Origin of the sequence: Tenacibaculum dicentrarchi, from assembly GCF_964036635.1 — a bacterium.
Taxonomy (GTDB): Bacteria; Bacteroidota; Bacteroidia; order Flavobacteriales; family Flavobacteriaceae; genus Polaribacter; species Polaribacter dicentrarchi.
Map to the genome: position 1 here is coordinate 2,364,087 of NZ_OZ038524.1, position 13,250 is coordinate 2,377,336.

Here is a 13,250-nt window from a genome sequence, read left to right on the forward strand (position 1 = left end):
AAATTAAATATAACTTATAGATAATGATTAAAATTACACTACCCGACGGAACGGTTAAAGAATTTGAAGTAAACAGCACGCCAATGAACGTTGCTAAAAGTATTAGTGAAGGTTTTGCTAGAAATGTAATTTCGGCAAATTTTAACGGCACAACCGTTGAAACCACTACCCCACTAACTACTGATGGTGCTTTAATATTGTACACTTTTAATGACAATGACGGAAAAAAAGCGTTTTGGCATTCATCGGCACACGTATTAGCACAAGCTATTTTAACGTTTCATCCTGAAGCAAAATTAACCATCGGGCCGGCAATTGACAACGGTTTTTATTATGATATTGATTTAGGAGAAGAGGTGATTTCTGAAAAAGATTTTCCAGCAATTGAAAAGAAATTTTTAGAATTAGCACGTGGAAAACACGAATTTAAATTACGTGCAATTTCTAAAGCAGATGCCTTAGCGTATTATCAGAAAGAAAATAATCAATATAAAGTTGAGTTAATTGAAAACTTAACGGACGGCGATATTACTTTTTGCGACCACAGCGATTTTACAGATTTATGTAGAGGAGGGCATATTCCAAATACAGGAATTATAAAAGCGATAAAAGTAATGAATGTTGCCGGAGCATACTGGCGAGGCGATGAAAAAAATAATCAATTAACACGTATTTACGGTGTTAGTTTCCCTAAACAAAAAATGCTTACCGAGTATTTAGAAATATTAGAAGAAGCTAAAAAAAGAGACCATAGAAAACTAGGAAAAGAATTAGAACTTTTCACATTTTCACAAAAAGTGGGTGCTGGTTTGCCTTTATGGTTGCCAAAAGGTGCCGCACTTAGAGGGCGTTTAGAAGACTTTTTAAAGAAAGCTCAAAAGAAAGCTGGGTATGAAATGGTAATGACTCCTCATGTAGGACAGAAAGAATTATACGTTACTTCTGGTCATTATGCAAAATATGGAGAAGATAGTTTTCAGCCGATAAAAACACCAAAGATGGACGAAGAGTTTTTATTAAAACCGATGAATTGTCCACATCATTGTGAGGTTTATAATTTCAAACCTCATTCTTATAAAGATTTACCTAAACGTTTTGCAGAATTTGGAACCGTTTACCGATATGAACAAAGTGGTGAATTACACGGTTTAACACGTGTAAGAGGTTTTACGCAAGATGACGCACATATTTTTTGTACGCCTGAACAATTAGACCAAGAGTTTAAAGAGGTTATTGATTTAGTACTTTATGTATTTAAATCATTAGGCTTTGAAGATTTTACAGCACAAGTTTCCATTCGAGACATGCAAAATCTTGATAAATATATTGGTGATGTTAAAACTTGGGAACTTGCAGAAAAAGCCATTATCAATGCCGCTACCGATAAAGGGTTAGATTTTGTGATTGAAGAAGGTGAAGCGGCATTTTATGGACCGAAATTAGACTTCATGGTAAAAGATGCTTTAGGCAGAAGTTGGCAACTTGGAACCATACAAGTGGACTATAATTTACCTAAAAGGTTCGAATTATCGTATAAAGGTGCCGATAATCAATTACATCAACCTGTAATGATTCACAGAGCTCCTTTTGGGTCGATGGAACGTTTTATTGCCGTATTATTAGAGCATACAGGCGGAAACTTCCCACTTTGGCTAACCCCTGAGCAGGTTATCTTATTGCCTATCAGTGATAAATATGAAAAATACACGAAAAAAGTTTTAACTTTGTTAGAAAATTCCGAAATTCGCACCCTAGTAGATAGCCGAAGTGAAAAGACAGGAAGAAAAATTCGTGATGCCGAAGTTAGTAAAATACCTTTTATGGTTATTATTGGCGAAAAAGAAGAACAAGATGGCACGGTATCTGTAAGAAAACACGGTGAAGGAGATATTGGTACATTTACCATCGAAGAATTTATTTCATTAATACAAAAAGAAGTAAGCAAAACTTTAGTTCCTTTTGGAAATTAATTAAAAAATTAACGAAAGGAAACTAAATAATAGTAATAACTTAAAATCATGAGTCATAGCAATTAGAAGAAGAGGCGGACGTAGACCGCTAAGGGTAATTAAAGAAGATCAACATAGAATTAATGATAAAATTAGATATGTTGATGAAGTTCGCTTGGTAGGCGAAAACATCGAAGTGGGTGTATATCCTTTAGAAAAAGCCAAACAACTGGCAATTGAACAAGAGTTAGATTTAGTTGAAATTTCACCTAAAGCTGTACCCCCTGTTTGTAAAATTATTGATTATAAAAAGTTTTTATACGAACAAAAAAAACGTGATAAAGCTTTAAAATCAAAGGCAACAAAAGTTATTGTAAAAGAGATTCGTTTCGGACCTCAAACTGACGAGCATGATTACGAATTTAAAAAGAAACATGCTATTAAGTTTTTACAAGACGGTGCAAAGTTAAAAGCATTTGTTTTCTTCAAAGGACGTTCTATTGTTTTTAAAGAACAAGGGCAAATTTTATTATTAAAATTAGCACAAGAACTAGAAGGATACGGTAAAGTAGAGCAAATGCCTAAATTAGAAGGAAAACGTATGATTATGTTTATTGCCCCTAAAAAGGCTAAATAAATCAAAACGTTCATAATATATAAGCAAGATAAACTAAAGAACAGAAATGCCTAAAATTAAAACAAAATCTAGTGCCAAGAAACGTTTCAAAGTAACTGGTTCTGGTAAAATAAAAAGAAAGCACGCTTTTAAAAGCCACATTTTAACAAAGAAATCTAAAAAACGTAAGCTTGCTTTAAGACATGCAACATTAGTACACAAATCTGATGTAGCAAATATTAAGCAACAATTAGTTTTAAGATAATTCTTTATACAGGGAATTTAATTATTAACCATGGAGTTAGGCTCAAATAAGTATCGAATATTCGATCGCCTACTACAAAAAACATTTGAATTATGCCAAGATCAGTAAATTCAGTAGCCTCAAGAAGAAGAAGAAAAAAAATCTTGAAGGCAGCAAAAGGTTACTTCGGAAGACGTAAAAACGTTTACACAGTAGCAAAAAATGCGGTAGAAAAAGCGATGTCATACGCTTACCGTGACCGTAAAAATAACAAGAGAAATTTCCGTGCATTATGGATTCAACGTATCAACGCTGGAGCTCGTCAGTTCGGAATGTCTTACTCTCAGTTTATGGGTAAAGTAAAAGCTAACAATATCGAATTAAACCGTAAGGTTTTAGCTGATTTAGCTATGAACAATCCAGAAGCTTTTAAGGCCATTGTAGAAAAAGTAAAATAAGTTTCATATACTTGCTTATACTAAAAACCCAAACTTAAACGTTTGGGTTTTTTTAAATCCCTTAGATTCCCATATTTACATAAAATTCTAACCAATGAAAATTCTAAGAATCCTATTACTAATTTTTATAACGCAAAATATTACTGCACAAAAGCGTTTATCTAAAGCACAAGTAGATTCATTACCAAACACTATTGAAAATCAATTTATTAAAGCGTATCGATTATCTAACAATTGGCAAGAATATAAGTTGATTAAACGTACACATTTTATCAATTTTCAAAAAAATATTTTAGATAGTGTTACTGCTATTAAAAAAGATGTTATAGCTAAACAACTTCTATTAGAATCACAATTAAAAAATGAGAACGTTCTAAAAAATGAAATAGTTACATTAAAGAATAATTTATCATTATCTATTGAAAAAGAAAATGGTATCGATATTTTTGGTTCTTTAATAAATAAGAACCTTTACAATACTATTCTTTGGAGTATTATTAGTTGCTTATTAATAGCCTTAGCCTTTTTTATCTATAAATTTAATAGTAGTAATGCTGTTACTAGAGAAACTAAAAATTTATTAATTGGTACTGAAGATGAACTCGAACAATATAAAAGAAGATCTATTGAAAAAGAACAAAAATTACGTCGTCAATTACAAGATGAAATTAACAAACAAAGAGGAGTTAATTAATTTTTTTGATATACTAAATATCTAAAAAAAACCTCAAGCAAAACTTGAGGTTTTTAGTTTTTTAATAAATAGTTATTAAAGTATTTTTAAGATAATCCTGAAATTACACCATTATTATCAATACTCATATTTTCTGATGCTGGTATGGCTGGTAAACCTGGCATACGCATCATTTTTCCTAAAATAGGAATTACAAACCTCGCTCCTGCTGCTATTTCTATTTCACGTACATTTACTGTAAAACCTGTTGGTCTTCCAATTAATTTGTCATCATCTGAAAAAGATTTTTGCGTTTTTGCCATACAAACAGCAAAATCGTTAAATCCTAATCTGTCTATTCTACGTAAATTTAATTCGGCTTTTTTATCATAGGTTACCCCATCGGCACCGTAAATTTCTTTAGCAATTACTTCAATTTTATCTTTAATTGGACTTTTAAAATCGTATAAAGGTTTAAATTGTGTTGCTTTATTTTCAACAACATTAACTACGGCTTTGGCTAAGTTTTTAGTTCCTTCACCTCCTTTTGCCCAACCTTCTGAAACCACTGCTTCAACACCTAATTTGGCACAGGCTTCAATAACAAAATTTACTTCTTCTTGCGAATCAGAAATAAATGAATTAATTGCTACAACAGGCTCAATATTAAATTTACGAATGTTTTCAATATGCTTTTCTAAGTTTTTAAATCCGTTTTGAACACGTTCTAAACTTGGCGTATTGTATTCCTCTTTTTTTGCTCCTCCATGATGACGCAATGCCCTAATGGTTGCTACTAAAACAACACATTTTGGGTTTAAGCCCGCATGTTGCGATTTGATATTTAAAAATTTTTCTGCGCCTAAATCGGCTCCAAAACCTGCTTCGGTTACTACATAATTAGATAATGATAATCCCATTTTTGTAGCGATAATCGTGTTGGTTCCTTGGGCAATATTTGCAAAAGGACCTCCGTGAATAATTGCTGGATTCTCTTCTAAAGTTTGTACTAAATTCGGCTTGATAGCATCTTTTAATAAAATTGCCATCGCATCTTGTGCGTTTAAATCACGAGCAAAAACAGGTTTTTTATCGAAAGTAAATCCAATAAAAATACTTCCTAAACGTTCTTTTAAATCATCAAAATTACTTGCCATACAAAGTATCGCCATTACTTCGGATGCTGGGGTAATATTGAAACCATCTTCACGAGGAATTCCGTTTCCTGTACCTCCTAAACCAATGGTAATTTGACGCAAAGCACGGTCATTCATATCAATTACTCGTTTCCATAAAATGGTACGAGGATCAATATTTAAATTATTAACTTTACTCTGAATATTATTATCAATTAAAGCAGCTAATAAATTATTTGCCTTTTCAATAGCGTTAAAATCACCTGTAAAATGCAAATTGATGTCTTCCATCGGAACTACCTGTGAATTTCCACCACCAGCAGCACCTCCTTTAATACCAAAAACAGGCCCTAATGAAGGCTCACGTAACACAACAGTTGCTTGTTTATCAATTTTATTTAACCCTTCGGTTAAACCGATTGAAACCGTTGTTTTACCTTCTCCTGCTGGAGTTGGCGTTAAAGCGGTTACTAAAATTAGGTTGTTTTTTGCAATTTTTTCCTCATCAATTAAATTTAAAGGTAATTTTGCTTTGTACTTTCCGTACATTTCTAAATCGTCTTCTTTTACATTGAGTTTCGTAGCAATATGCTTAATGTGTTGTAATTCTTTTGCTTGTGCAATTTCAATATCTGATAAATGTGCCATCGCTAATTATATGATTTTATGTTATTAATTTACACTTTTAAAACATAGTAAATATACACAATCTAATTCTTTTAAGAAGTCATAATTAAGTCATTTATTTTAGCTAAACACAGATGTAGCATATAAATATGGCAAAATAATTGGCAAACCTTTTTCGAAATACTATATTTGCTCGTTTTAAAAAAGAATTCGTTTAAATTAAAATAGATGCAAAACAAAGGTCTTATTAAATTATTTGCTGTCCTTTTCGGACTAGTAAGCTTGTACCAATTGTCGTTTACATTTTTTGCTAATAAAGTAGAAGATAGCGCTAAGGTATATGCAAAGGAGAACGCTAAGGGTAACAGCGGTAGAGAGTTAGCTAGATTTGAAAGAAAGTATTTAGATAGCGTTGCAAACGATCAGGTTGTAAACTTAGGTATTGATAAATATACCTATAACGACATCAAGGAACGTGAAATGAACCTTGGGTTAGATTTAAAAGGTGGTATTAATGCTATTTTACAAGTATCAGTAAAAGATATTTTAATTGCTTTAGCAAACAATTCTGAAAATACTGTTTTTAGATCGGCGTTAGCAAAAGCGAATGAAGCTCAAAAAGACAGTCAAGAAAATTACTTAGACTTATTTTTAACACAATTCGAAACCTTAAGTAACGGAAGTATTAAATTAAGTGATCCTGCAATTTTTGGTACAAAATCTTTACGTGAAAAAATTGATTTTAATAAAACCAATGCGCAAGTAAAAGAAGTTTTACAACAAGAAATTAATAGTTCTATTAATACTTCTTTTGAAGTATTACGTAGCCGTATTGATAAATTTGGTGTAACTCAACCAAATATTCAGCGTATCGGAAACTCTGGAAGAATTCAAATTGAATTACCAGGTGCTAAAGATATTGAGCGTGTTACAAAATTAATTACAAGCACTGCCGAATTACAATTTTGGGAAGTATATACCAATGCCGAAGTTCAAAACTTTTTCTTTAGTGCAAATGCTAAAGTTGCTGAATTATTAAAAGATGATTCAATAACTGCAACCACGCAAGTTAAAGATTCTGCAAAAGCAGATGATATTGATGATTTATTAGGAACATCGACCGATGCTGCCGAAAAAGCAAATACTCAAAAGAACTTATTTACTTATTTATATCCTAATGTAGCTCAAAATCAACAACAAATGAGCTCTTTAGTAGCACAGGCTAAAGTTCAAGATACGGCACAGGTAAATAGCTTGCTTGCTCATAAAAGTGTACAAGCTTTATTACCTGCTAATTTAAAATATGTTAAATTTTTATGGGATTATAAAGCACAAAAAAGTGCTGATGGTACTGCTGAAATTATTGGTTTATACGCCATAAAATCAAACAGAAATGACAAAGCAACTATTGATGGTGATGTAATTTCAGATGCTAATCAAGATTTTGATCAGTTAAGCAAGCCAGTTGTATCAATGACAATGAATGCTAGTGGAACTAAAAAATGGGCAAAAATGACTGGCGATAATGTTGGTAAATTCGTTGCCGTTGTTTTAGATAACTACGTATATACAGCGCCTGTCGTAAACGGAGCAATTACAGGAGGAAGTACTCAAATTTCAGGAGGAACCATGACTGTTGAAGAAGCTCAAGATATTTCAACAGTATTAAAAGCGGGTAAATTACCTGCTCCTGCTAGAATTATTCAGGCAGAAGTTGTTGGACCATCATTAGGGCAAGAATCTATTAACGCAAGTATTTGGTCATTCGGATTAGCGATTTTATTAATTTTAGTTTGGATGTTTTTATACTACGGTAAAGCGGGTATTTACGCCAACATTGCTTTATTAGTAAACATTTTATTTATCTTCGGATGGTTAGCCTCATATAATGCAGTTTTAACCTTACCTGGAATTGCAGGTATTATTTTAACAATCGGTATGTCGGTTGATGCGAATGTTATTATTTTCGAAAGAATTAAAGAAGCCTTAAGAGGTGGACAAACTTTAGAAACTGCCGTTGATGAAGGATTTAGTTTTAAAGGAGCTTTATCGGCAATTATTGATGCAAATATTACTACATTCTTAACGGGTGTTATTTTATTTATCTTCGGAACAGGACCAATTAAAGGTTTTGCTTATACCTTAATGCTAGGTATTGCAACTTCATTATTTACTGCAATTTTTATCACTCGTTTATTTATTGATAAATCTGTTGAAAAAGGAACTGGATTACCTTTTAACACAAATATTTCTAAAAACTGGTTTCAAAATATCAATATCGAATTTTTAAAGAAACGTAAGTTAGCTTATATTGTTTCTGGATTCTTTATTTTAGCTGGATTGGTATCAATCTTTACCTTAGGATTAAAACAAGGTGTTGATTTTAAAGGAGGTCGTTCTTACGTTGTACGTTTTGATCAGCCAATGAATGCAACACAAGTTGCAACGAGCTTAAAAGATGCTTTCAAATCGGCTCCTGAAGTAAAAACTTACGGATCTGATCATCAATTAAAAATAACTACTGCTTTTAAAATTGATGAAGATGGTAGCGAAGTTGATGAAATAGTTCAAAAATCATTATTTACAGGATTAAAAGCGTATTTAGGAACTACTTCTTACGAAGACTTTAAACCAGGATTCGAAAAAGCAGGTAGCGGAATTATGAGCTACATGAAAGTAGAACCAACCATTGCCGATGATATTAAAAAATCAGCATTATGGGCAGTAATCGGTTCATTAATTGTAGTTTTCTTATATATTTTATTACGTTTTAGAAAAATAGCCTTCTCTATCGGTGCAGTTGTTGCTGTATTCCACGATGTATTAGTGGTATTAGGTGTATTTTCTATCTGCTACAAATTCATGCCTTTTGACATGGAAATTGGGCAATCATTTATTGCTGCTATTTTAACAGTAGTTGGATATTCATTAAATGATACCGTAGTAATTTTTGATAGAATTAGAGAGTTTACTCAAGAAAAAACAACCATATCGGCAAGTTTAGTAAACAAAGCTTTAAACAGTACCTTAGGTAGAACCATAAATACTTCTTTAACAACATTATTAGTAATGTTAGCCATTTTCTTCTTTGGAGGAGATAGTATTAAAGGATTTATGTTTGCCTTAATTGTAGGGGTTGTTGTAGGTACGTATTCATCATTATTCGTAGCAACACCAATTATGTTCGACGCTTCTAAAAAAGCAGAAGCTGTAAAAGAGCAAGAAGAAAACCAAGAAATAGCATAACAACAATATCTATTTTACAAAAACCGTTTTGAATTTTATTCAAAACGGTTTTTTCATTTACTATCAAGCAACTATCTTTGTAAAATTATTTGTACTATTATGAAAATTACAAAACTTCACGATTTATATTTTAAAGAATTCATTTCTCCAAATGAAATAACTACGATTGTTAAAAGATTAGCAAAACAAGTAAAGGCTGATTTGCCCAAAAATGAAGTTCCTATTTTTATTGGAATTTTAAATGGGTGCATTGTTTTTGCTGCCGATTTTTTACGTGAATATAAAGGCGATTGTGAAATTAGTTTTGTGAAATTAGCTTCTTACCAAGGAACAACATCAACCCAAAAAGTAAAAAATCTAATCGGTATTAATGAAGATTTAACCAATAGAACGGTTATTATTTTAGAAGATATTATTGATACAGGAACAACATTACAGGAGATTTATGAAATCTTCAAAACAAAAAATATTAAAGAATTAAAAATAGCAACACTTTTTTTCAAACCTGATGTTTACAGAAAAGAACTACCTATAAATTATATCGGAAAAAGTATTGAAGATAAATTTATTGTTGGTTACGGCTTAGACTATAAAAATTACGGTAGAAATTTACCCGCTATTTACCAATTAACAACAGCACCAAAAATGAAAAACATCGTATTATTTGGCCCTCCAGGCGCAGGAAAAGGAACACAGGCAGATTTATTAAAAGAGAAATATAATTTAGTACATATTTCTACTGGTGACGTTTTTCGTTTTAATATTAAAAATGAAACTGAATTAGGTTTACTTGCTAAAACCTATATGGATGATGGAAATTTAGTTCCTGATCAAGTAACCATTAATATGCTAAAGGCCGAAGTTGAAAGAAATGCTGATGCTAACGGATTTATTTTTGATGGTTTTCCTAGAACACAATCGCAGGCGGAAGCTTTAGATGCTTTTTTAGGCGAAAAAAACGAACGTATTAACGGAATGGTAGCTTTAGAGGTATCTGAAGATTTATTAGTAGAACGTTTATTAGAAAGAGGAAAAACAAGCGGAAGAACTGATGATACTGACGAGAGTAAAATCAGAAATCGTTTTAATGAGTACAATACTAAAACCGCTATTTTAAAAGAATTTTACCAAGATCAAGGTAATTATTATGGTGTAAATGGTGTTGGAAATATTCAAGAAATTACACAACGTTTATCAGAAGTATTTGATACATTATAAAAATTACTATTTTTAAACGAAGAGCAATAATTTTAAAGAAATATAAAAAAACTTCTTTATCTTACTCAAAACCATAGTAGTTATAACGATTACTGCTGTTTAAATATAACAGCCAATAACTTAGAAAAAATGACTGAAGGAAATTTTGTTGACTATATAAAAATCTACGCATCTTCTGGTAAAGGAGGTCGAGGATCTGTGCATTTACATCGTGAAAAATATATTACTAAAGGTGGTCCTGACGGAGGTGACGGTGGTCGTGGAGGTCACATCATTTTACGTGGTGATAAAAGTATGTGGACACTTTTTCATTTAAAATTTAAACGTCATTTTAGAGCTGAACCAGGTGGTGATGGTAGTGCAAGTCGTAGTACTGGGCATGATGCGAAAGACATTATTGTACCTGTTCCATTAGGTACTATTATTCGTGATGCCGATACCGATGAAATTTTACACGAAATTACACACCACGATCAAGATATTATTTTATTACCTGGTGGAAAAGGTGGTTTAGGAAACTGGCACTTTAAATCGTCAACAAACCAAGCACCTCGTTACGCACAACCAGGTATTGACGGTACAGATGGATGGTTCCGTATTGAACTTAAATTATTAGCTGATGTTGGTTTAGTTGGTTTCCCGAATGCAGGAAAATCTACTTTATTATCGGTAATTACAGCAGCAAAACCGAAAATTGCAGATTACGCTTTTACCACCCTAAAACCCAACTTAGGTATTGTAGAACACCGTAATCACAAGAGTTTTGTGGTAGCAGATATTCCTGGAATTATTGAAGGAGCTGCCGAAGGAAAAGGATTAGGACATTATTTTTTACGTCATATTGAACGTAATTCTACCCTATTATTTTTAATTCCTGCCGATAGTGATGATATCAAAAAAGAATATGAAATTCTATTAAACGAATTACGTAAGCACAATCCTGAATTGTTAGACAAAGACCGTTTATTAGCTATTTCTAAGTCGGATATGCTAGACGACGAACTAAAAGAAGAAATTAAAAAAGATTTACCAGAAGGTATTGATGCTTTATTTATCTCCTCTGTAGCTCAATTAGGTTTACAAGAATTGAAAGATAAATTATGGGATATGTTGAATTAATTTTCAACCTTAATTTATTTCAAAAATTTTATATAAAAACCCTGAACAGTAATTGTTCAGGGTTTTTAGTTTTTTATCAAACCGAATCTGTCATGCTGAATTTAGTTCAGTATCACATCCTGATTTGCCGTATTTTTTAACTTTTTTTGATGATTATTTGTCAATTCGAGTAATTTTAATGACTAAAAGGAATTTGAAGGAAAAAAATCACTCGAACTGACAGTTTATCTAATTTTACAAAACCCTTTTAGCTTTTACAAAGGTTTTTCGCCAGTAATTATCTTGCAAAGAGCTAATCATTACGCCACTTGAGGTGCTTGCATGTATAAAACGAATATTTCTATTTTTAACAGAAGTAACCAAACCAACATGATTTACACGCCCACTTCTTCTTGCGGTTTTAAAAAATAATAAATCGCCACGTTTTACTTTTTTAAGTGAAACCTGATACCCTTTGGCATACATTTGCCCCGATGACCTTGGTATTTGTACCTTCCGATGTTTAAAAGATGTATAAATTAAACCCGAACAATCCATACCTCTTTTAGAAGTTCCGCCGTATTTATAAGGAGCGCCTTTGTAACTTACCGCTGTCCAAATAATTTTATCGGCAAGGCTTGCTGTTTTTGTCGATTTTACAACAGCTTTTTTAGATGCTTTTTTGGGGGTATTTTTAGGATATTTTTTGGTTGATTTTACCAAGCGAACCGATCTATGTATCGATTTTGACGCTTTATGATATTTGCTTATATTTTTTGATGATCCACAAGAAATCATTAAAAAAGAAGCTATTAAAACATATATTATTCTTTTAATCATAAAGCTATTTATTCTTTTTTATCACTAGTTATAATTTTTTTAATCCATTTACAATTAATTTAGCTGTTTTTGCAGATGCTCCTTTTCCTCCTAGTATTTCTTCTAAATCAAAATAAGCTAAAAACAGTTCTTTTCGGTGTTCGGGTTGTAAAATACGTTGTAATTCTTTCGATAAATTTTCTTTGGTAAAATCGTCTTGAATTAATTCTTTAACCACTTCTTTATCCATAATTAAATTAACCAACGAAATATATTTTAAGGTAATAATTCGCTTTGCAATTTGATATGAAATGTTACTTCCTTTATAGCAAACCACCTGAGGAACTTTAAACAAAGCAGTTTCTAGCGTTGCCGTACCCGAGCCCACCAAAGCCGTGTTTGAAATACTTAATAAATCGTAGGTTTTATTGTTGATAAACTTCACATTTTTACTACCAATAATCGTTTTATAAAACTCATACGGCTGACTAGGAGCACCGCCAATCACAAACTGATACTCAGAAAATTCATCGACTAAAGATAACATAACCGATAACATTTTTGTAATTTCTTGCTTTCTACTTCCTGGCAATAAAGCGATAATATCTTTATCACCTAAATTATGCGTGGTTCTAAAAAGTGCTTCATCAATCTGTTTTCTACCTTCAATACCATCAATTAACGGATGCCCAACAAAAGTTACCTCGTAATCATATTTTTGATAAAATTCTTTTTCAAACGGAAGAATTACAAACATCGCATCAACATCGCGTTTAATATCGGCTACCCTACCCGCTCTACTTGCCCAAACTTGTGGCGAAATATAATAATTCGTTTTAAAACCTTGTTGTTTTGCCCATTTAGCAATACGCAAATTAAAGCCTGAATTATCTATAAAAAGAAGTACATCGGGTTTAAAACTAGCGATATCTTTTTTACAAAAAGACATCATACCTAGTATTTTTGGTAAATTTAATAACACCTCAACAAAGCCCATAAAAGCACGTTCTTTGTAATGTTTTACAAGTGTTCCGCCTACTTCTTGCATTAAATCGCCACCCCAAAAACGAATGTCTGCTTTTGGATCTTCTTTTAATAAAGATTTCATCAAATTGGCGCCGTGTAAATCACCCGAAGCCTCGCCTACAAGAATGTAATATTTCATA

The 13,250-nt window shown here is 32.0% G+C and carries 11 protein-coding genes; 8 read left to right on the forward strand and 3 right to left on the reverse strand.

Translation table 11 applies throughout. The features are described from left to right. Positions 1–23: 23 nt before the first annotated feature. The 5 genes from thrS (at position 24) to ABNT14_RS10325 (ending at position 3,961) form a co-directional block, all read left to right on the forward strand. On the forward strand, positions 24–1,970 hold the full coding sequence (gene thrS / locus ABNT14_RS10305; RefSeq protein ID WP_101903128.1) for a threonine--tRNA ligase: 1,947 nt from the start codon (positions 24–26) through the stop codon (positions 1,968–1,970). A 97-nt stretch (positions 1,971–2,067) separates the two neighbouring features. Beyond that, positions 2,068–2,586, forward strand: a complete 519-nt coding sequence (gene infC, locus ABNT14_RS10310; protein WP_101903129.1) for a translation initiation factor IF-3 — start codon at positions 2,068–2,070, stop codon at positions 2,584–2,586. 46 nt (positions 2,587–2,632) lie between these two features. Then, positions 2,633–2,830: a 50S ribosomal protein L35 gene (gene rpmI / locus ABNT14_RS10315; RefSeq protein WP_101903130.1), complete on the forward strand. Its 198-nt coding sequence runs from the start codon at positions 2,633–2,635 to the stop codon at positions 2,828–2,830. Between the two features lie 92 nt (positions 2,831–2,922). Continuing rightward, positions 2,923–3,267, forward strand: coding sequence for a 50S ribosomal protein L20 (gene rplT / locus ABNT14_RS10320; RefSeq protein ID WP_101903131.1), 345 nt, complete (start codon positions 2,923–2,925; stop codon positions 3,265–3,267). Positions 3,268–3,361: 94 nt separating this feature from the next. After that, complete coding sequence (locus tag ABNT14_RS10325) at positions 3,362–3,961, forward strand: hypothetical protein (protein ID WP_101903132.1); 600 nt, start codon at positions 3,362–3,364, stop codon at positions 3,959–3,961. Positions 3,962–4,047: 86 nt separating this feature from the next. On the opposite strand, the gene ABNT14_RS10330 is transcribed toward ABNT14_RS10325, so the two are convergent. Then, positions 4,048–5,724: a formate--tetrahydrofolate ligase gene (locus ABNT14_RS10330; protein ID WP_101903133.1), complete on the reverse strand. Its 1,677-nt coding sequence runs from the start codon at positions 5,722–5,724 to the stop codon at positions 4,048–4,050. A gap of 207 nt (positions 5,725–5,931) precedes the next feature. Between ABNT14_RS10330 and secDF the strand changes: the two genes are divergently transcribed. From secDF to obgE, 3 genes are all read left to right on the forward strand, one after another. Continuing rightward, positions 5,932–8,949 carry a protein translocase subunit SecDF gene (gene secDF / locus ABNT14_RS10335; protein ID WP_101903134.1) on the forward strand — a complete coding sequence of 1,006 codons (3,018 nt, stop codon included), beginning with the start codon at positions 5,932–5,934 and terminating at the stop codon, positions 8,947–8,949. A gap of 99 nt (positions 8,950–9,048) precedes the next feature. Beyond that, on the forward strand, positions 9,049–10,167 hold the full coding sequence (locus tag ABNT14_RS10340) for an adenylate kinase (protein WP_101903135.1): 1,119 nt from the start codon (positions 9,049–9,051) through the stop codon (positions 10,165–10,167). Positions 10,168–10,296: 129 nt separating this feature from the next. After that, complete coding sequence (gene obgE, locus ABNT14_RS10345; protein ID WP_101903136.1) at positions 10,297–11,286, forward strand: GTPase ObgE; 990 nt, start codon at positions 10,297–10,299, stop codon at positions 11,284–11,286. 234 nt (positions 11,287–11,520) lie between these two features. On the opposite strand, the gene ABNT14_RS10350 is transcribed toward obgE, so the two are convergent. Further along, positions 11,521–12,105 carry a C40 family peptidase gene (locus ABNT14_RS10350; protein WP_101903137.1) on the reverse strand — a complete coding sequence of 195 codons (585 nt, stop codon included), beginning with the start codon at positions 12,103–12,105 and terminating at the stop codon, positions 11,521–11,523. A 28-nt stretch (positions 12,106–12,133) separates the two neighbouring features. Continuing rightward, complete coding sequence (gene lpxB, locus ABNT14_RS10355) at positions 12,134–13,249, reverse strand: lipid-A-disaccharide synthase (RefSeq protein WP_101903138.1); 1,116 nt, start codon at positions 13,247–13,249, stop codon at positions 12,134–12,136. Position 13,250 lies beyond the last annotated feature (1 nt).

Coding starts and splice junctions, on each gene's coding strand:
- secDF (WP_101903134.1), top strand. CDS start 5,932: ATGCAAAACAAAGGTCTTATTAAATTATTTGCTGTCCTTTTCGGACTA.
- rpmI (WP_101903130.1), top strand. CDS start 2,633: ATGCCTAAAATTAAAACAAAATCTAGTGCCAAGAAACGTTTCAAAGTA.
- thrS (WP_101903128.1), top strand. CDS start 24: ATGATTAAAATTACACTACCCGACGGAACGGTTAAAGAATTTGAAGTA.
- lpxB (WP_101903138.1), bottom strand. CDS start 13,249: ATGAAATATTACATTCTTGTAGGCGAGGCTTCGGGTGATTTACACGGC.
- ABNT14_RS10350 (WP_101903137.1), bottom strand. CDS start 12,105: ATGATTAAAAGAATAATATATGTTTTAATAGCTTCTTTTTTAATGATT.
- rplT (WP_101903131.1), top strand. CDS start 2,923: ATGCCAAGATCAGTAAATTCAGTAGCCTCAAGAAGAAGAAGAAAAAAA.
- ABNT14_RS10340 (WP_101903135.1), top strand. CDS start 9,049: ATGAAAATTACAAAACTTCACGATTTATATTTTAAAGAATTCATTTCT.
- ABNT14_RS10325 (WP_101903132.1), top strand. CDS start 3,362: ATGAAAATTCTAAGAATCCTATTACTAATTTTTATAACGCAAAATATT.
- ABNT14_RS10330 (WP_101903133.1), bottom strand. CDS start 5,724: ATGGCACATTTATCAGATATTGAAATTGCACAAGCAAAAGAATTACAA.
- obgE (WP_101903136.1), top strand. CDS start 10,297: ATGACTGAAGGAAATTTTGTTGACTATATAAAAATCTACGCATCTTCT.